General features: G+C 64.2%; 14 protein-coding genes. 9 read left to right on the plus strand and 5 right to left on the minus strand.

Annotation, left to right across the window (positions count from 1 at the left end):
* Positions 1-38 precede the first annotated feature (38 nt).
* The 4 genes from E5K00_RS06115 to E5K00_RS06130 all read left to right on the plus strand — a co-directional run bounded on the left by E5K00_RS06115 (position 39) and on the right by E5K00_RS06130 (position 3,926).
* A complete protein-coding gene (locus E5K00_RS06115) occupies positions 39-1,424 on the plus strand; it encodes a serine hydrolase (protein ID WP_262710086.1) in 1,386 nt (461 codons plus the stop codon).
* Between the two features lie 21 nt (positions 1,425-1,445).
* A complete protein-coding gene (locus E5K00_RS06120; RefSeq protein WP_135462360.1) occupies positions 1,446-2,639 on the plus strand; it encodes a hypothetical protein in 1,194 nt (397 codons plus the stop codon).
* Between the two features lie 132 nt (positions 2,640-2,771).
* The gene (locus tag E5K00_RS06125) at positions 2,772-3,440 is read left to right on the plus strand and encodes a TIGR02117 family protein (protein WP_135462361.1); all 669 of its coding nucleotides are present in this window, start codon (positions 2,772-2,774) and stop codon (positions 3,438-3,440) included.
* Between the two features lie 132 nt (positions 3,441-3,572).
* Positions 3,573-3,926: a hypothetical protein gene (locus E5K00_RS06130; RefSeq protein ID WP_135462362.1), complete on the plus strand. Its 354-nt coding sequence runs from the start codon at positions 3,573-3,575 to the stop codon at positions 3,924-3,926.
* A gap of 23 nt (positions 3,927-3,949) precedes the next feature.
* On the opposite strand, the gene E5K00_RS06135 is transcribed toward E5K00_RS06130, so the two are convergent.
* The 3 genes from E5K00_RS06135 to E5K00_RS06145 all read right to left on the minus strand — a co-directional run bounded on the left by E5K00_RS06135 (position 3,950) and on the right by E5K00_RS06145 (position 5,956).
* On the minus strand, positions 3,950-4,330 hold the full coding sequence (locus tag E5K00_RS06135; protein WP_135462363.1) for a hypothetical protein: 381 nt from the start codon (positions 4,328-4,330) through the stop codon (positions 3,950-3,952).
* Positions 4,331-4,595: 265 nt separating this feature from the next.
* The gene (locus E5K00_RS06140; RefSeq protein WP_135462364.1) at positions 4,596-4,973 is read right to left on the minus strand and encodes a hypothetical protein; all 378 of its coding nucleotides are present in this window, start codon (positions 4,971-4,973) and stop codon (positions 4,596-4,598) included.
* A 161-nt stretch (positions 4,974-5,134) separates the two neighbouring features.
* Positions 5,135-5,956: a helix-turn-helix domain-containing protein gene (locus tag E5K00_RS06145; protein ID WP_135462365.1), complete on the minus strand. Its 822-nt coding sequence runs from the start codon at positions 5,954-5,956 to the stop codon at positions 5,135-5,137.
* A 191-nt stretch (positions 5,957-6,147) separates the two neighbouring features.
* On the opposite strand from E5K00_RS06145, the gene hisS reads away from it, so the two are divergent.
* From hisS to E5K00_RS06160, 3 genes are all read left to right on the plus strand, one after another.
* Positions 6,148-7,566 carry a histidine--tRNA ligase gene (hisS, locus tag E5K00_RS06150; protein WP_135462366.1) on the plus strand — a complete coding sequence of 473 codons (1,419 nt, stop codon included), beginning with the start codon at positions 6,148-6,150 and terminating at the stop codon, positions 7,564-7,566.
* Between the two features lie 557 nt (positions 7,567-8,123).
* Positions 8,124-9,623 carry a histidine ammonia-lyase gene (gene hutH / locus E5K00_RS06155; protein WP_135462367.1) on the plus strand — a complete coding sequence of 500 codons (1,500 nt, stop codon included), beginning with the start codon at positions 8,124-8,126 and terminating at the stop codon, positions 9,621-9,623.
* Positions 9,624-9,872: 249 nt separating this feature from the next.
* Positions 9,873-11,867, plus strand: coding sequence for a T9SS type B sorting domain-containing protein (locus E5K00_RS06160; RefSeq protein WP_167856765.1), 1,995 nt, complete (start codon positions 9,873-9,875; stop codon positions 11,865-11,867).
* Between the two features lie 392 nt (positions 11,868-12,259).
* Here E5K00_RS06160 and E5K00_RS06165 read toward each other — a convergent pair whose 3' ends face one another.
* The gene (locus E5K00_RS06165) at positions 12,260-12,847 is read right to left on the minus strand and encodes a hypothetical protein (RefSeq protein ID WP_135462369.1); all 588 of its coding nucleotides are present in this window, start codon (positions 12,845-12,847) and stop codon (positions 12,260-12,262) included.
* Positions 12,848-13,026: 179 nt separating this feature from the next.
* On the minus strand, positions 13,027-14,166 hold the full coding sequence (gene rhaT, locus E5K00_RS06170; RefSeq protein WP_135462370.1) for an L-rhamnose/proton symporter RhaT: 1,140 nt from the start codon (positions 14,164-14,166) through the stop codon (positions 13,027-13,029).
* Positions 14,167-14,411: 245 nt separating this feature from the next.
* Here rhaT and E5K00_RS06175 point away from each other — a divergent pair, with 245 nt between their 5' ends.
* Entirely contained in the window at positions 14,412-16,520 is a 2,109-nt protein-coding gene (locus tag E5K00_RS06175; RefSeq protein ID WP_135462371.1) for a bifunctional aldolase/short-chain dehydrogenase, read from the plus strand.
* Positions 16,521-16,881: 361 nt separating this feature from the next.
* Positions 16,882-17,892 (plus strand): GntR family transcriptional regulator, encoded by a 1,011-nt coding sequence (locus E5K00_RS06180; protein WP_135462372.1) that lies wholly within the window; start codon positions 16,882-16,884, stop codon positions 17,890-17,892.
* The last annotated feature ends 299 nt before the right edge of the window (positions 17,893-18,191 follow it).

Here is an 18,191-nt window from a genome sequence, read left to right on the forward strand (position 1 = left end):
CTCTGGCCCAAACCCCGCCCCCCGCCAAACCGGATAGCATAGACCTCTTTATCCGGGCCAGGATGCAGCAGCTGCGCATTCCGGGCCTGCAACTGGCGGTGGTGCACCACGGCAACATCGTGAAGCTGGGCCACTACGGGCTGGCCAACGTGCAGGACTCGGTGCCGGTCGACCGCACCACGCTGTTTCCCATCAACTCCATTACCAAAGCCTTCGTGGGCGTGGCCGTGATGCAGCTGGTGGAAGCCGGCAAGCTGGACGTGGCCGCACCGGTGGGCCGCTACCTGCCGGAGCTACCCGCCGCCTGGCGGGGCATCACGGTGCGGCAGCTGCTGACCCACACCTCCGGCCTGCCCGACATCCTGCCTGAGGGTGTGCAAGTAACGGCCGACGACCAGCTCACTGCTTGGAAAGCCGTGCAGGCCCAGCCCCTGGAGTCGCAGCCCGGGGAGAAATTCAGCTACAACCAAACCAACTACCTGCTGGTGGGCAAGCTCATCGACCAGCTCAGCGGCCAGCCCTTCACCCGGTTTATTGAGGACCGGCAACTGCGAGTGGCCGGCCTGCCCCGCACCACCTTTGCCGATGCCAACAGCGTGGTGCCCCACAGCACCCGGGGCTACACCTACTTCTACGCCGTGGATGGGGAGCTGCGCCGCACCGCCGAGCTGCACAATATGTTCGAGGTATTCGCGCCCATGCTGCGCACGGCGGCCGGCCTGAACTCGACGGCCGAGGAAATGGCGACCTGGGTGCTGGCCCTGCAACAAGGCAAGCTGCTGCAACCCGCCAGCCTGCCCACGCTCTGGACGCCCGGCAAGCTCACCAACGGCACCGAGCGGGGCTTCAGCAAGCAGCTCAACGGCTACGCCCTGGGCTGGCCCACCATCACGCGGCCCGAGCACCGGGCGGTGGCCCCGGTGGGCGGGGGCCGGTCGGCCGTGTTCCTGTACCCCGACGACGACCTGGCCGTGGTGGTGCTGACCAACCTGACCGGGGCCAACCCCGACCGGTTCGTGGATGAGCTGGCCAGCTTCTACGTACCCGACATGCGCCTGGCAACTGGCTTCGGGTTGCCGCCCACGCTGCGCCGCCTGCACCACGAGCTGCGCCGCCGCGGCTTCGACCACGCCCTGGCGCTGGTGCGGCAGCAGCAAAAGCAGAACCCCGGCTACCAGCTGCCCGAATCCGAGGTAAACGCCTGGGGCTACTCCCTGCTGCGCCAGCAACAGCCGCGCGAGGCCCTGGAGATCTTCAAGCTGAACGTGAGCCTCTACCCCAAAAGCGCCAACGCCTACGACAGCCTGGCTGAAACCTACCAGGAGCTGGGCAACAAAACCCTGGCCGTCAAAAATTACCAGCAGGTGCTCCGCCTCGACCCGCACAGCAAAAACGCCGCCCAGCAGCTGCAACGCCTGCACTAACTCACTGGCTGATTATACCGCATGAACCGCTTCATATCTGCTGCCCTGCTCCTGCTGCTGGCCAGCCCGTTGGCACACGCCCAAACTTCGGCCCGCACCAGCGCGCCGCTCCCGACCTACGACCAGCTACTGGAAACGGCCGCCCGGCACCTCGCGCAGAAAAACTACTGCGAGGCCACTACTACCTTCACGCAAGCCTTTGCCGACAGCACCCTGGCCGGGCCCTTCGACCTGTATGCCGGGGCCGGGGCGGCGGCCAACTGTCCCGGGCAGGAGCCACTGGCCCTGCGCTGGCTGCTGCGCCTGACCCGCCAGCCCAACCTGCCCATCACCGCCCGCGACGTGGACAATATGGCGCAGGAAGAAAGCATGCGGAGCTTGCATAAGTTTGCGGCCTGGCACAGCTTTTTGGCGGCCCTGCGGCAGACGGCTGCCCGCCGGGCGGCGGAGGCACACCGCGCCGCCACCGCGTGGCGGGCCGCAGCCCTGGGCCAGGCCCTGCCCACCCCGCCCCAAACAGGCCATTACGCGGCGGCCAAGCCAGGTTTTGCCCTTTACTACGCGCCCGTCGATACGGTGCGGGTGCCCTACCTGGTGTACGTGCCCGCCACCTACCGCCCGGACCGCCCCACGGCCCTAATCGTGTATCTGCACGGCGGCGTGAGCAGCACCACCCAGTTTCCTGCCACTCCGGAGGTGGCGCAGGAACCCATCTTTGCCGCTGCCGCCGAGCAGAACACCCTGGTACTGTACCCCTTCGGACGTCAGTCGTTTGGCTGGCTGGAGCAGCGGGCCGCCCTGGATAACGTGCGCCGCATGCTAGCCCAGGTACAGCAGCGCTACCACATCGACCGGCGCCGCGTGTACCTGGGTGGCATGTCGAATGGGGGCACAGCCGCGTTTTGGTACGCGTGCCAGTCGCCGGCGGGCTTCGCGGGCTTTTTTGCTATTGCCGCTAATCCGGTCAGTGCCCTGGGTCCGCTCAACTTCCGTCAGCTGCGCAAGGGGCCGCCGCTGTATTCGCTGCACGCCGAAGACGACCCGGTGTTTGCTTACCAGCAGGTACGGGCCATTTACACCCAGCAGCACCCCTGGGCCCGGCAGTGGCATTTCGCCTCGCGGCCCACGGGCGGCCACAGCTTTTTATACGGCCCTGATGGCCCTGCCGCCCTGCGGGCCCTGCTGGCCCAGCTGATGGGGCGCCCCGCCAACTAAGGCAGTCTGATCCGGACCTTGGGCTAAAGAAAGGGGAAAACTTCCGCCCGAGAAGTTTTCCCCTTTTCTTTACGGCTTACCAATTCCCAGCATGCCCGGCGCGGTTGCTTGCGCGCGGAAAGCGGAAAGACAATGCACGCGGCCCTGACCCTTCTGCTTCTGCTGCTCGGCGGCACCCTGGTGCCCGTCAACCGGCAGTTTCGGCCGACGCCCGACGGTATTGCCGTATTTGTGGTGTCCAATGGGGTGCATACCGACCTGGTTTTGCCCCTGCGCGAGGACCGCACCGGCACCGACTGGCTGAGCCAGCTGCAGCAGCCGGCCCTGGCCGCGCGCTTTGGCGGCTACCAGTACGTGGGCTTCGGCTGGGGCAGTGAGCGGTTTTACCTGGAGTCGTACGGCGGCAAGCTGCCCGGCGCCACCACCATGCTGCGCGCCCTGGCGCCGGGCCGCACGCTGATGCACGTCGACTTTTACCGGCAGCCGCCGCGGCCCGGCCGGCACGTGGCCGCCCTGCGCATTTCGCCAGCCCAGTATCAGCGCCTGGCCGCCCAGGTCGCCCTGTACTTCGCCCCCGACAGCAGCGGCCCCACCGTGCTGCGCAATGCGGCCGGCTACACTCCCGACGACTTTTTCTTCCGGGGCCGGGGCCGCTACCACGCCCTGCGCACCTGCAACGACTGGACCAACGGCACCCTGCGCCGGGCTGGCCTGCGGGCAGCCCTGAAGGCGCCGCTGGCCGGCTCGGTGCTGTACCAGGTGCGCAGGGCCACCCGCGAGCCGGCGGAAGCTCAGCCGTAGCCTGCTTTTCTTCCCATCAGCCCATATTTCCTTGCTAAATGCCAAGTCGGGAGCGGAAAGGGGCGCGTATGAAGGAAGCGGCAACCGTTGCGGCTGCTGGTCCCTTCTTACGCGCCCCTCGTTATTGCCGCTATGCTTGATGTTCACCGGGAAGAGTTGCCCCACAGCTATTTACTGGTATTGGCTCCCGCAAGCACTGAAGTCGATGAAATCAAGCTGACGCGGGCCCTGCACCGGGCCGCCCGCAGTGCCAAGCAAGCCATCTGGGTCGACTGCAGCCTGCTCGACCACCTTACCCCGGAAGCCATTGACCTGCTGCTGGCCTACGCCTACCTGCTGCACGGCCAGGACCGCCGCCTCGTGCTCTGCCACGTGCCCGACGTAGTGCGCCACCATTTCCTGGACCTCGACGCCGAGTCGCAGCCCCTGGTGGTACCCTCGCTGCTGGACGCCGATACCCTTCCCCCTACCCCGGGCTTTCAGTAGCAACTCCCGGCCGCGCGGGCCGGTTAGCGCAGGGCGTAGGTCCGGGGTACTTTGCGGTACATTCCCAGGCCGTTGGCCACCATGGAGGCAGCCCGCTCGCGCCGCACGTTCACAATGGAGGCGCTGAGCATGCGGGCCGTGCGGCGGCAGGCCGTTGTGCCGCGGCTGGGGTCCAGGCAGAGGCCATCGAGCCGCTCCTCGTAAATTTTCTCGTGCTCGGGTGTGTAGAAGCGCACTACGCTGTAGTCGCGGTGGGCGGGGTCGGTTTCAATAGTCCAGTAGCCCAGGCCGGGCTGATCAGCATCTTCGGTGTAAACCCGGGTTTGGGCCGTGGCCCGCAGGCTCACGCCGGCCACCAGCAAAATAGTTAGCAGGCCCAGACGAAAAAACAGAAGGTATTTCATGATAGACAAGAAAAAAGGACGAAGGGGCACAGCCCCGCAATAGGTGTGAGAAACAGGGCGAAACAGAAAACGGGGCGGGCATCATAAGCCCTGGCCGGTACTCAGCCCGGCGCGGCGCAACACAATAAGGGCTATCAGGAGGGGCTTTGGGAAACTACCGGGCGGGGTTGAGCAGGGAGCAATGCAGTACCAAGCCGCCGGCCGGGGGCCGACAGAGGGCGCGGGCACTCGGGTACTACCGCAGTACTACCCAAGGAGCGGCGCTTCAGCGCACGGCGTACACGCGCTGCACGCGGCGGTTCTGGCCAAACTGCTGGGCCAGCATCGTGGGGTTCTGCTGGGGGGCGGCGGGGTTGAGCAGCACTTGCTGCAGGGCCACGTTGAGCTGGTTGGCCGTGCGCCGGCACAGGCCCGAGCCACTGCTCAAATCAAGGCACAGGTTGTCGATGCGCTCCTCATAGACGAGCTGATCCTGGTCGTTGAAGAAGCGGATGATGCTGTAGTCGCGGGTGAGTAGGTTGGTTTCCACGTTCCAGTACCCCTGCACCGGGGCGGAACGGGTTGGGCGGGGGCCGGCCGCGGCCAGGGAGGCCGACAGCAGCAGGACAACGAGTAAGGGACGAAAAAGCAGGTTCGTTTTCATGGCGCAATAGGTAGGGTGAGGAAAGAAAAAGACAAGCCACGGCCAGCCAGCCCCAAACGGGCTATTTCGCCGGCCACGGCCGGCTATCCAGGAAGTATGGGAGGGTGAGGACAAGATACAGCGGCCCGCCGCCGAAGTATTGGACGAATACGACGGGCCGGCTACCGGGCCCAGAAAAACTGCGCGTACTCGTCGTAGTGGTGGAAATAGGCGGCCGGCGACTCGCCCGTAAACCGGTGAAACTCCCGGATGAAGTGGGCCTGGTCGTAGTAGCCGCAGCGGTAGGCCACGTCTACCCAGTGGGCGGCCGGCTCCTCCTTCAGGATGTTGAACACGTGGCTGAAGCGGGCCAGCTGGGCGTAGAACTTGGGCGAGGTACCCACTTTGGCCAGAAACTGCCGCTCCAGCTGCCGGTTGCTCAGGTTGGCCTCCGTGGCCAGGGCATCAATGCTGACCTGCCCGTGGCTTTCAATAATCTGCGTGGCCACGAAGTCGACGGCGTTGAAGGCGGGCTGCACCTGGCGCAGGCGCCCCAGCAGCAGCTCTTCGGCCGCCTGCTGGCGCTGCAGGCTGGTTTCGGCCTCGCACACGCGCTGGGTCAGCTCGTGGCTGAAGCCGTGGGCGGCGCAGTCCAGCTCCAGGGTATCGTTGGTGATTTCGGCCATGGGCACGCCAAACAGGTTGTAGAATCCGGTGGGCCGGAAGCGCACCCCGAACACCCCGATCTGGCCGGTATGGCGCGTGTAGAGCCGGGGCGTGGTCACGCGGCCCAGCACCAGCCCCGCCCGAATGTCGCGCACCTCCCGGCCGTCGAAGGTGATGGTCTGGTACGGGTCGCCGAAGACCACGATCAGCGACTGAATGGTGGAGGGCAGCACCGCGTTGACCAGGGGTTGCGCCGGCGTCGCCGTGCCTTCCCACACCCAGTAGTACTCCACAAAGTCGGTTAGCTGGGGGCAAACGGCTAGTTTTTGGATGCTCATGCGCTGGTGCTGAAATGGCCGGCCCACCCACACCTGCGCGCCACCCTCCTACCTATCGTTAAAGATACCACCCGCCGGCAGCGGGTCATTGGACAAATGCGACACGGGGCATCACATAAAAGGGGGAGGCCGCCCGGCCGGGTTTGCGTAGCTTTGCGCCCAGATTCCCGACTACCCGCACCCCCTTTCCGATGAGCATCCAAAAGCCCAGCATCCCGCAAGGCACCCGCGACTTTGGCCCCGCCGTGGTGGCGCGCCGCAACTATATCTTCGGCATCATCCGCCGCACCTTCGAGAAGTTCGGCTACGCCCCGCTCGAAACCCCAACCCTGGAAAACCTCTCGGTGCTGACCGGCAAATACGGCGACGAGGGCGACCAGCTCTTGTTTAAGGTACTCAATTCGGGCAACTTCCTCAAAAAGCAGAAGGGCGACAAAATCACCGAGCAGGTAACGGCCGCCGACCTTGAAGCCGGGGCCAAGACCGTGCTGCCCAAGATTGCCGAAAAGGGCCTGCGCTACGACCTGACCGTGCCCTTCGCCCGCTACGTGGTGATGAACCGCGGCACGCTGACCTTCCCCTTCAAGCGCTACCAGATCCAGCCCGTGTGGCGCGCCGACCGCCCCCAGCGCGGCCGTTACCGCGAGTTTTACCAGTGCGACGCCGACGTGGTCGGCACCGATTCGCTGCTCTGCGAGGCCGAAATCGTACTGATGATGAGCGAGGTGCTGAACGCCCTGGGGTTGACGGATTTTACTATCAAGATCAACCACCGCGGGGTGCTGCGCAACATTTACCAGGCGCTGAACACGGAGGCGCGGGAAACGGACCTGTTCGTGGCCATCGACAAGCTGGACAAAATCGGGCGGGACGGCGTGACCAAGGAGCTGCTGGAGCGGGGCTTTTCGGAGCAGGCCGCCGGGCAGCTGTTTGAGCTGCTGGCCGTGGAAGGCTCGTTTACCGACAAGCTGGAAAAGCTGCGCGCGGCATTCGGCGCGGCCGGCGTACCCACCGAGGCGGCCGACGCCTACAAGGGCTTGCAGGAGCTGGGCCAGGTGGTAGATTTCCTCACGGCTTTCGGCTTCGAGCAGTTCGACCACCTCGAATTTGACCCGACCCTGGCGCGGGGCCTCTCCTATTATACGGGCTGCATCTTCGAAATCAAGATCAACAACGTGAACATGGGCAGCGTGAGCGGCGGCGGCCGCTACGACAACCTGACCGGCGCGTTTGGCCTGCCGGGCGTGTCGGGCGTGGGCTTCAGCTTCGGCGTCGACCGGCTCTACGACTGCCTCGACGAGCTGAACCTGTTCCCGGAAAGCGCCGCGACGACCACCCGCTGCCTGGTTACCAACTTCGACCAGGAAACCATGCCCCTGCTGCTGCCGGTGCTCCGGGAGCTGCGGGCCGCGGGCGTGCCGAGCGAAATGTACCCGGAAAGCGGCAAGCTGGGCCGGCAGTTCAAGTACGCCGACGCCAAAGGCATTCCCTACGTGCTGATTCAGGGTCCCGATGAGCGCGCCGCCGGCCAGTTTAAGCTCAAAGACATGAAGACCGGCGAGGAAAAAACCCTGTCCCTGGAGCAGGTGCTGGCCACGCTCACCGCCTAGCCCGGCCACCCCGCGAAACGTTTCCCGGGCCGGTCGAAGTTTTCCGGGGTGCTCAGGAAACGTTTCGCAGACCGGTCGAAGTTTTCCGAAGTACCTGGGAAACGTTTCGCAGACTGGTCGAAGTTTTCCAGATGGCCTGGGAAACGTTTCCCGGAACGGGCGGAGTTTTCCGGGTGGCCTGGGAAGGATTTCCCGGATAGGCCGAAGTTTTCCGGAGGGCCTGGGAAAGATTTCCCGGATAGGTCGAAGTTTTTGGGAGGGTCTACCACACGCGTGGTAGGCCCTCCTTGCTTTTCCCGATAGTTTTTGCCGCAGTCGCTCGGCTGTGCCGAGTGACGACTACGCTTGAGCAGCTCCGCTGCGAATTAAACCGCGCCGCCAGCCCGACCCGCTACCAGATGGCGCGGGACGCTCGCGGCAAAGCCGCTCCACGTAGTCGTCACTCGGCACAGCCGAGCGACTGCAGCCTGGATCTACGGGGCCGACAATTGCGGCGGCGGTTCCAAAAGATTTCAGGAACTTGCCGGTCACCCTTTTCCCATTTTCCACCCACCCGCATGTCCGCCGACGTTTTTTACCTCGACCCGACCACCCACCTCGACTTACCGACCCTGCGCCAGCTCCTGGCCTCGGGCCAGACCGTGAAGCTCGGCCCCGCCGCCACCCAGCGCATCGAGGCCTGCTACCAGTACCTGCACAACCGCCTGGCCCAGTCCGACGCGCCGGTGTACGGCATCAACACCGGCTTCGGGGCTTTGTGCAACACCGGCATTGCCCCCGAGGAGCGGCAGCAGTTGCAGGTAAACCTGATGATGTCGCACGCCTGCGGCACGGGCGAGGAAGTACCGGCCGAGCTGGTCCGCCTGATGCTGCTGCTCAAGGCCCAGAGCCTGAGCTACGGCCACAGCGGCGTGCAGCTGGCCACCGTGCAGCGCCTGCTCGACTTCTACAACCGCGGGATTCTACCGGTGGTGTATCAGCAGGGCTCGTTGGGCGCCAGCGGAGATTTGGCCCCGCTGGCCCACCTCTGCCTGCCGCTCGTGGGCCTGGGCGAAGTCAATTACGAAGGCTACCGCCTGCAAGCCGCCGATGCCCACCACCTCTTTAGCTGGGAGCCGATCCGGCTGGAAGCCAAGGAAGGTCTGGCGTTGCTCAATGGCACCCAGTTTATGCTGGCCTACGGCGTGCACAGCCTGCTGCGGGCCGAGCGCCTCAGCCAGGCCGCCGACGTCATCGGGGCCCTGTCGCTGGAAGCCTTCGACGGCCGCCCCGAGCCGTTCGACCACCGCCTGCACGTCATCCGGCCCCACGCTGGGCAACTGAAGGTGGCCGGGCGAATCCGGGAGCTGCTGGCCGGCAGCGAGTTGCAGCAGCAGCCCAAAACGGCCGTGCAGGACCCCTACTCCTTCCGCTGCCAGCCCCAGGTGCACGGGGCCTCCCGCGACGCGCTGACCTACGTGGCCCAGGTGTTCGAAACCGAGTGCAACGCCGTAACCGACAACCCCAACATCTTCCCCGAGGATGATTTGATCTTATCGGGTGGCAACTTTCACGGGCAGCCCCTGGCCCTGTCCCTCGACTTCATGGCCATTGCCGTGGCCGAGCTGGGCAGCATTTCGGAGCGCCGCACCTACCAGCTCATCGGCGGGCAGCGCGGGCTGCCGCCCTTCCTGGTGGCCGAGCCGGGCTTGAACTCGGGCTTTATGATTCCGCAGTACACCGCCGCCGGCATCGTGAGCCAGAACAAGCAGCTCTGCACCCCGGCCTCGGTCGACAGCATCGTGAGCAGCAACGGGCAGGAAGACCACGTGAGCATGGGCGCCAACGCCGCCACCAAAGTCCGCCGCGTGGTCGACAACGTGGAGCAGATTCTGGGCATCGAGCTGATGAACGCCTGCCAGGCCCTGGCCTTCCGCCGCCCGGCCCGCACCTCGCCCGTGCTGGAGCGGGTCGTGGAAGCCTTCCGCGAAAAAGTGAAGTTCGTGAGCCGGGACCGGGTGCTCTACCCCGACCTGCACGCCGCCGCCGCCTTCGTGCAAAGCTACGACTGGCCGTAGAGTTGGTTAAAACGTCCTATTTTAATAGAACGTCATTCCGAGCAGCGCGAGGAATCTCGCGGGCTGCCATTGCCACACTATTCTGTCATCCTGAGCACAGCGAAGGACCTTCCGGGATACGAACGACCAGTGCAACAACGACTTGCTCAGGCGTGATAAGGTCCTTCGCTGTGCTCAGGATGACAGATGAAGGACGAAAACGTGCTATTCCTGGCCGATACCCTATTTTTAGCGCTCTACCAAACGCAAATGCGGAAGTCGTACGTTATGAAGCCCGTGAACCAACTCCGCTTCCTTGCCTGCCTGCTGCTACTGGTGCTGGGCTTCTCCCCGGCCCGGGCCCAGTGCCTGGATGCGCTGCCCACCAACTGCAGCCAGCCCTTCGAGGCCTTCGACCTGCTGACGGGCGTGCCCGTGCAGAGCTTCTGCGTGGGCCGGGCCGTGCGCATCACCATCACCTGCCCCGGCCGGGCCGGCGTCGACCGCAACGCGCTGTACTACCAGTTTGTGCCCGGCGCCCTGACCTCCGCGCCCTGCACCGGCTACAGCAGCCGCACCAACACCTTCACGCCCACGCAGGCGGGCAAGATTACCGTGGCCGAAAACGCCCAGGCCGGGGCCGGGGCCGGCACTATCTTTCTGCGCGTCTACGACGTGCAGGCCACGGCCAAGCCCACGTTTCAGGTGGAAGCCTGCTCGCCCGGCTTCGTGCGCGTGACCATCACCGACCAGGCCTACGACACCTACTCCGTGCGCATCAACGACGGGGTGCCCCAGCCCGTGGCCAAGGGTGCCGGCCCCCGGGTGTATGCCGTGCCGACCACCACGGGCAAAGTCGTGGTGAAGGGCTTCTACACCGGCGGCGGCCTGTGCGTGGGCGCCGACAGCACCACGTTCACCACCCTGGCCGCCGCGCCTTCTCCCGTTATCCGGCGGCTGGCGCTGACGGGCACCGAGGCCCAGTTTCAGCTCGACCCGCTGCCCACCGGCTACCAATACGTGCTCCAGCAGGCCGATGCCGGCAGCCCCGGCGGCTACCGCGACGTGCCGGCCGTATTCAGCGGCACCGGGGCCACGCTCGGCGGCGTGACGGCGGCGGCCTGCTACCGGCTGCGCGTGCAGGACGTGTGCGCCACGGCCTCGCTGCCCGTGTCGCCGGCCGTGTGCGCCATCTTCCTAGCGGCCAGCTCGACCAACGGGCAGAATAATTTGTCCTTTACCGGCGGCGCGGGTAGCTACGTGCTGAAGCGCGACGGCCAGCCGCTGGCCACCCTGCCGGCCGGCACCACCACCTACTCCGACGCGGCCGTCACCTGCGGGGTGCGCTACTGCTACCAGCTCGAAGCCAGCAGCGGCAGCGGCGCGGCCAGCACCGTCGTCGTATCCAACCAGGCCTGCGCCACCACCACGCCGAGTCCCGTGCTGCCCGTGCCGCAGCTGGTAGCCAGCTTCACGCCCGCCAACCAGGTGGTGCTCACGGCTACCGTGCCGGGTTTGCCAACCGGCGGCAGGGTGCGCTACCTGCGGGTCAATAACCTGGGCGCGGCCACCGAGCTGGCCCTGACCACGCGCCGCACCCAGCGCGACTCGACCCTGGCGCTGCTTGGCTCGGCCGGTGCGCCCTGCTACCAGGCGCAGTTCGTCGACGACTGCGGCAATGCTTCGGCCCTGAGCGCGCCCTTCTGCCCGGTGGTGCTCACGGCTAAAGCCGCCGACCTGAACGGCAACTCGGCTCAGCTCGACTGGAGCGAACTGCGCGGCCCCGATCCGGCCGGCAGCGTGCGGTATGCCGTGCAGCTGCTCGATGCGGCGGGCACCGTGGTGGCCCAGCCCGCGGCCAGCGCCGCCGCCACCTCCTTCCTCGACCAGACCCCGCCCACCGACCGGCAAGTGCTGCGCTACCGCATTGCCGCCACCAGCCCCGGCCTGAGCCAGCCCAGCTACTCCAACGTGGCCACCGTAGTCCGGGAGCTGCGGGCGGTGCTGCCCACGGCCTTCACCCCCAACGGCGACGGGCTCAACGACGTGCTCGAAGTGAAAGGCCGCTTCCTAAACTCTTACATCTTCACGGTGGTGGACCGCAACGGACAGCAGGTGTTTCGCGGTACCAACCAAAGCCAGGTCTGGAACGGGCGGGTGGGCAACGAGCAGCCGGTGCCGGGCGCCTACGTGTGGCGCTTCGAAACCGTGGATGAAACCGGCCAGCGCGTCGTGCAGCACGGCACCATCACCATCGTGCGCTAACCACGGCGGCTTGTCCGACGCGATTATAACAGAGGTAAATAGAATTTTGCCTAACTCGACATTGTATACCAGTTTAGGTAAACACTATTTCAGTTGTTATACATTCATATACCTTACGTTCATCGAATCCATCGAATAGGTAAACACCTATAACAGATACTTAACCTGTGCATACCATATGAGGTATACTGCCATGCTACGGCGCGAAAACACTATACCAGCTGCTTTTGCTGCCGCAGCTTGGTTCCGCAAGTGAAACTCGTCTTTGTTAGTTACCCAACCATTGTCGTTGCGTAGTGCCCATCACCCGTCCGAATTCGCTTCGGGGTACAGCATCCGCACAAAAAAAGCCGACGTTGCTGCGTCGGCTTTTTTCGTGTGGAGAAGGCGGTTTATTGCTGCGGCTTCACCTTCATGTTGGTGAACTCCCCGAAGATGTGCATGTCACACTTCGTCTCCAGGGTTCCTTTGGTGGGGTCGTTTTCGCCGGGGGCCGTTACGTCGAAGTTCCCGCTCACGAGCTGGCGCTTGGCATCGTACGCCGTAATGGTCACGTTGCCGGTGAGCTTGGGGCTGAAGTTGCTGAAGCGGAAGATACGGATGCCGCCGCCGGAGTCAGTGTATGAATAGGACGCAAAAACCGGAGCGCTGGGGCTGCCGGGGCTTTGCAGCGCGTAGGTGCCCACCCAGCCGCTTTTCAGCTGGCCCCGGTCGATTTCAAAGTGCGGACCATCGGGTCCCGCCTCAAAATCGAGGGCCAGCACCTGCGCAAACAGCCGGGCCTCGCCCGTGATGTCCTGGGCGGCATGGATGGTTCCGCCCCCCGTGTTGGTGGCCGGGTAGTGGAAATAATGCCCCAGGCCATACGTCGGCGCGGGGTCGGCCGGGGTGGCCTCGTCTTCGGATTTGTCGGCGCAGGCCGTGAGCAGGCTGGTGGCGGCCACGGCGGCCAGAAACAGGGAGCGGGTAAAGATGGACATAGAAGAATAAGAAAGTTAGGGGGCTGATCAGCCCGGAACGATGGCAGCGCCAAAGTCAAGGACTATACCAAAGATAGGCTCCGTTAGCGCATGCACCCCACCAGGGAAGCTGCGCGCGGCTTTTCTGAGCACTCTATCCAATTCTAACTCCCTGAAAATCTAAGCCTTATTTTACCTTGCTACTGGCTCAAATTTTCCCGCGTGGTTTCCCCAGCCGTGGCCGCGACCTGCACCACCGACGTTGCCTTGGGCGCTGCTTTGGCCTCGGGGGCCGCCGGGGCTTCCGTGCCCAGGTAGTTGCCGTAGCCCACGATGACGGTGCTCAGCACCACGGCCAGGATGCCCAGCGCCACGGTGCGCATGGTGAGGCGGTTGGCCCCGCGCCACTCGTGCAGATACAGGCCCCAGAACGAGCTGAAGGCAATGATAAAGGCCATGTGCAGCGTCCAGCCCGAGAAGCGGTAGTCGCCCATCTGCGAGTCGCCCATGCCGTAGAAGAAGAACTGCAGGTACCACGTGAAGCCCGCCAGGGCGCAGAACAGCACGTTGCGCAGGGCCGGGGCCGTGGGGTTGAGGTAGTCGGTGTAGGTTTTGTTTTTGACGTTCAGGTAGATGCACCACACGGCGTTGGTGGTCAGCCCCCCGAGCAGCACGACCACCAGCACGGCGTTGTTCATGTAGAGCGGGTCGGTGCCGGAGGCTTTGGCCAGATCGGCAATGGGCTGCCCGGCGGTGAGGCCAAACGACATGCAGGCACTCATCACGCCCGAGAAAATGGCCACCCCGATGCCCTTGCGCAGATCAAACTCGGCCACGCCCTCTTTTTTCTGGTCGGCCGTCAGGTGCTTTTCCTTCATGATGCCGGCCAGCCCGCAGATCAGAATGCCTATCACGCAGACCACCAGCCCCATCAGTATTACCTGGCCCGACGTGGAGTGCACCAGGGCCGGAAAGGTGCCCAGCCAGAGCGGGGGCACCACCGTGCCGAACACGGCGCACAAGCCCAGCGTGACGGCCATGCCCAGCGAGAGGCCCAGATAGCGCATGGCCAAGCCAAACGTGAGGCCGCCGAAGCCCCAGAGCACGCCCCACAGGTAGGTCCAGGCCAGGGTGGTGGTGTCGGCCTGGGCCAGCACGCCCAGCAGGTTTTTCACCGTGAGGGAGCCCATAATGAGCGGCGCAAACACCCAACTCACGATGCCGCCCACCAGCCAGTAGCTTTCCCAGGACCAGCCTTTCACTTTCTTGTAGGGCAGATAGAAGCTGCCGGAGGCGAAACCGCCCAACGCGTGTAGAATTACTCCCCAAATGACTGCCATAGTGGTAAATGTGGTGGGTTTGGGCAAAGCTGCCGTTCTGCTGGCGCCCAACTATCCTGTGCTCTCCTGCCAAAAATAAAGTAGCGGCCCGCGCATTTTCAACTCATCTTTCGGCCGCGGCAAGTAACAATTATTTTATGCCCGAGCAGGAGAGTGCAGGATGTAGGCCCGAGGCCAGCCCGCGTAATTTGTTGACAAGCAATCCTTATCTGTTTTTTAGCCCCCCACACAACCGAAGCGCCATCATGGAAAAAACGCTGACCTTTCAACACGTTAGTTACCTCTGGGACGAAGCCAAGGCGCTGGAGCTGAGCGGCGACGAAGTAGCCCTGTTCCTGTACCGCTCCAACCTGCTCGGCGCCGACCTGCGGCTGACCAACTACGCCGGGGGCAACACCAGCTGCAAGCTCACCGAAACCGACCCCGTGACGGGCCAGCCCGTGGACGTAATGTGGGTGAAAGGCTCGGGCGGCGACATTGGCACGCTCACCAAGGCCGGCTGCGCCAACCTGTACGTGGACAAGCTGCACGCGCTGAAAAGCCGGTACCGCGGCCTGCCGTTCGAGGACGAAATGGTGGCTCTGTTCGAGTACTGCCTCTTTGACCCCAAGTGCGCCACGCCTTCCATTGACACCCCGCTGCACGGCCTGCTGCCCTTCCGGCACATCGACCACCTCCACCCCGACGCCCTCATTGCCATTGCCGCCAGCCAGGACGGCGAGCAGATCATGCGCGACATCTGGGGCGACACCATGGGCTGGCTGCCCTGGCAGAAGCCGGGCTTCGACCTGGGGTTGCAGCTCGAGAAAATCGTGGCCGACACCCCCCACCTGCGGGGCGTGATTCTGGGCGGGCACGGCCTCTTTACCTGGGGCAACACCAGCTACGAATCCTACATCAACACGCTGGAAGTCATTGAAATGGCGGCCACCTACCTGGAAGCCCACTACGGCCAGCGTAAGCCCGTCTTCGGCGGGGTGAAGCTCGAAAACGGCCCCGATGCCGATACGCGCCGACAGCAGGCGGCCGAGGTGATGCCCGTGCTGCGCGGCCTGGCCTCCGGGCAGCGCCGCATGGTGGGCCACTACACCGACGACGCCCGGGTGCTGGAGTTCGTGAATTCGCACGATTTGGCCCGCCTGGCCCAGAAAGGCACCTCCTGCCCCGACCATTTCCTGCGCACCAAAATCCGCCCGCTGGTGCTCGACGAGGCCACCATGCGCCAGCCCCTGGCGGCCGTGAAAGAGTATTTGCAGGAACAGTTTGCGGCCTACCGCCAGGACTACGCCGCCTACTACGAGCGGAGCAAGCACCCGAACTCCCCAGCCATGCGCGACCCGAATCCGGTGGTGATTCTGTGGCCCGGCGTGGGCATGTTCTCCTTTGCCAAAGACAAGCAGACCGCCCGCGTGGCCGCCGAGTTCTACACCAACGCCATCAACGTCATGAAGGGCGCCGAGGCCGTGAGTGAGTACACGGGCCTGGCCGAGCAGGAAGCCTTTAACATTGAGTACTGGCTGCTGGAAGAAGCCAAGCTCCAGCGCATGCCCAAGCCCAAAAGCCTGTCGGGCCAGATTGCCTACGTGACGGGCGGCACCGGCGGCATCGGGCTGGCCATCTGCGAGCTGCTGCTGCAACACGGCGCCGTAGTGGTGGCTACCGACCGGGACCGGCTGGAAGAAACCCAGGCGGATTTGCGCAAGAAGTACGGCCAGGACAACGCCCTGACCACGCCCATCGACGTGACCAACGCCCCGGCCATTGCCGACTCGCTGCGGACCACGGTGCTGCAGTTCGGCGGCGTGGATATCGTGGTCAACTGCGCGGGCCTGTCCATCAGCAAGCCCCTGAGCGAAACCACCCAGGCCGACTGGGACATCCTGAACGACGTGCTGGTGAAGGGCCAGTTTCTGGTGACCCAGCAGGCCGTGGAGATTCTACGCAAGCAGCGCCTGGGCGGCGACGTGGTGAACATCGCCAGCAAAAACGGCCTGGTGGCCGGCCCCAACAATGTGGCCTACGGCACGGCCAAAGCCGCCCAGCTGCACATGTCGCGCCTGCTGGCCGCCGAGCTGGGCGCCGACAAAATCCGCGTCAACACCGTGAACCCCGACGCCGTGCTGCGGGGCTCCAAAATCTGGGAGGGCGACTGGGCCGCCGGCCGCGCCAAAGCCTACGGCGTGAGCGTGGAGGACTTGCCGGCCCACTACGCCAAGCGCACGTTGCTGGGCGAGGAAGTTTTGGCCGAGGATATTGCCAAGGCCGTGCTGGTTTTCGTGGACGGCTCCCTGCGCAAGAGCACCGGCAACGTGCTCAACGTGGACGGCGGCGTGGCTATGGCCTTTGTGCGCTAACCCCTTCCTGCTGCTTATCCCCCGCCAAAACCTGGCCGGCCGATTCCGCGGAATTGGCAGGCCAGGTTTTTGGCTTTTCCCGCAGTTGCTGCCAATTTCTTATATTTATTGTGCGGTGCTGACGCCGCGCTTTCAGCCCGCTGAAGCTGAGCTGTTTGCCTTCCTCCCCGCGGGCCGGGCACCCCGTTGGCCCGGCCAATATTCACTTTTTCGGATTTGCCTATCCGCGCATTCCGCTTTATCATGACCCGCCTTTTGCTCTCTTTTGGGCCCCGCACGCGTGCTGCTCAACCCGGCGTATCGGGGTCGGAATCCAGCGGCGGGGCCTAAGGACTCTCACCCTGATTCTGCGCCCGCCGGCATGTATACCCTCCAACTGAAGCCCCAGGATAAAACCCCGAAGTACAAGCAGATTGTGCAGTCGGTGATAATGGACATTGAGCGCGGCCTGCTGCGCAACGGCGACCAGCTGCCCTCCATTTCTGAGCTCAGCGTGGAGCACTACCTGGCCCGCGACACGGTGGAAAAAGCCTACCGCGAGCTGCGCGAGCGGGGCTTCATTACCTCGGTGCAGGGCAAGGGCTACTACGTGCAGGGCAAGGGCGCGGCCAAGCTCAAAATCCTGCTGGTGTTCAACAAGCTGAGCTCCTACAAGAAAATCATCTACTACGCCTTCCTCGAAGCCCTCGGCGACCAGGCCACCGTCGACTTGCAGATTCACCACTACAACGTGAACCTGTTCCAGGAAATCATCGAGAAGAACCTGGGCAAGTACAACTACTACGTGGTGATGCCCCACTTCACCCTCGACACGCCCAAAGCCACCTACCAGGCCATTCTGAACCTGATTCCGAGCCAGGAGCTGGTACTGCTGGACCGCGACGTGCCCGAGCTCCAGCACGACTGCCTGCGCGTGTTCCAGGATTTCGACAAGGACATTTTCAACGCCCTGGAAAACGCCCAGGACCTGCTGGCCAAGTACTCCCGCCTGGTGCTGGTGCTGCCCTCCGACGCCAACCACCCCGAGGAATTGCCCTGGGGCTTCCGCTCCTTCTGTTTGATTCACAACAAGACCTTCACGGTGGTCGAAAACGCCATGAGCGAGGTGCTCGAACCGGGCACGGCCTACGTCGTCATCCGGGAAACCGACTTGGTGGAGCTGGTCAAGAAAACCCGGCAGACCAGCTACCTGCTGGGCCGCGAAGTGGGCATTATCTCCTTCAACGAAACCCCCTTGAAGGAGCTGCTCAACATGACCGTCATCACCACCGACTTCGAGGCTATGGGCCGAACCGCCGCCACCAAGCTGCTGGAAAAGCACCGCGGCAAAGTCAGAAACCCGTTTTATACCATCCGGCGCGGGTCGTTGTGACCCCACCCCCGGCCCCTCCCCTCCGGGAGAGGGGAGCCTTGGCGGCGCAACTGTTTTCTGGATAAGGATAGATAGTTCAACTTCCAGCTTACAGAACAACATTCACCTTACGTTTGGCTCCCCTCTCCCGGAGGGGAGGGGTCGGGGGTGGGGTGAAATAAAACGCCAAATACAGGAGAGTTCAGAACAGTTTGGGCGCAGCCAGTAAGCTACTTTGCCGTTAGTAAAAATACGGTTCCCACCGGTTCCGGGCCAGCGCCGAGCAACTCCCCGCCCCGCGCTTTTCCGGCCACCCCAAC

Origin of the sequence: Hymenobacter aquaticus, from assembly GCF_004765605.1 — a bacterium.
GTDB classification, from domain to species: Bacteria; Bacteroidota; Bacteroidia; order Cytophagales; family Hymenobacteraceae; genus Hymenobacter; species Hymenobacter aquaticus.

What these genes read in the sequence shown, in the direction of transcription:
- E5K00_RS06120 (WP_135462360.1), top strand. Translation starts at nt 1,446, where the DNA reads ATGAACCGCTTCATATCTGCTGCCCTGCTCCTGCTGCTGGCCAGCCCG.
- E5K00_RS06125 (WP_135462361.1), top strand. Translation starts at nt 2,772, where the DNA reads ATGCACGCGGCCCTGACCCTTCTGCTTCTGCTGCTCGGCGGCACCCTG.
- E5K00_RS06130 (WP_135462362.1), top strand. Translation starts at nt 3,573, where the DNA reads ATGCTTGATGTTCACCGGGAAGAGTTGCCCCACAGCTATTTACTGGTA.
- E5K00_RS06135 (WP_135462363.1), bottom strand. Translation starts at nt 4,330, where the DNA reads ATGAAATACCTTCTGTTTTTTCGTCTGGGCCTGCTAACTATTTTGCTG.
- E5K00_RS06140 (WP_135462364.1), bottom strand. Translation starts at nt 4,973, where the DNA reads ATGAAAACGAACCTGCTTTTTCGTCCCTTACTCGTTGTCCTGCTGCTG.
- E5K00_RS06145 (WP_135462365.1), bottom strand. Translation starts at nt 5,956, where the DNA reads ATGAGCATCCAAAAACTAGCCGTTTGCCCCCAGCTAACCGACTTTGTG.
- hisS (WP_135462366.1), top strand. Translation starts at nt 6,148, where the DNA reads ATGAGCATCCAAAAGCCCAGCATCCCGCAAGGCACCCGCGACTTTGGC.
- hutH (WP_135462367.1), top strand. Translation starts at nt 8,124, where the DNA reads ATGTCCGCCGACGTTTTTTACCTCGACCCGACCACCCACCTCGACTTA.
- E5K00_RS06160 (WP_167856765.1), top strand. Translation starts at nt 9,873, where the DNA reads ATGCGGAAGTCGTACGTTATGAAGCCCGTGAACCAACTCCGCTTCCTT.
- E5K00_RS06165 (WP_135462369.1), bottom strand. Translation starts at nt 12,847, where the DNA reads ATGTCCATCTTTACCCGCTCCCTGTTTCTGGCCGCCGTGGCCGCCACC.
- rhaT (WP_135462370.1), bottom strand. Translation starts at nt 14,166, where the DNA reads ATGGCAGTCATTTGGGGAGTAATTCTACACGCGTTGGGCGGTTTCGCC.
- E5K00_RS06175 (WP_135462371.1), top strand. Translation starts at nt 14,412, where the DNA reads ATGGAAAAAACGCTGACCTTTCAACACGTTAGTTACCTCTGGGACGAA.
- E5K00_RS06180 (WP_135462372.1), top strand. Translation starts at nt 16,882, where the DNA reads ATGTATACCCTCCAACTGAAGCCCCAGGATAAAACCCCGAAGTACAAG.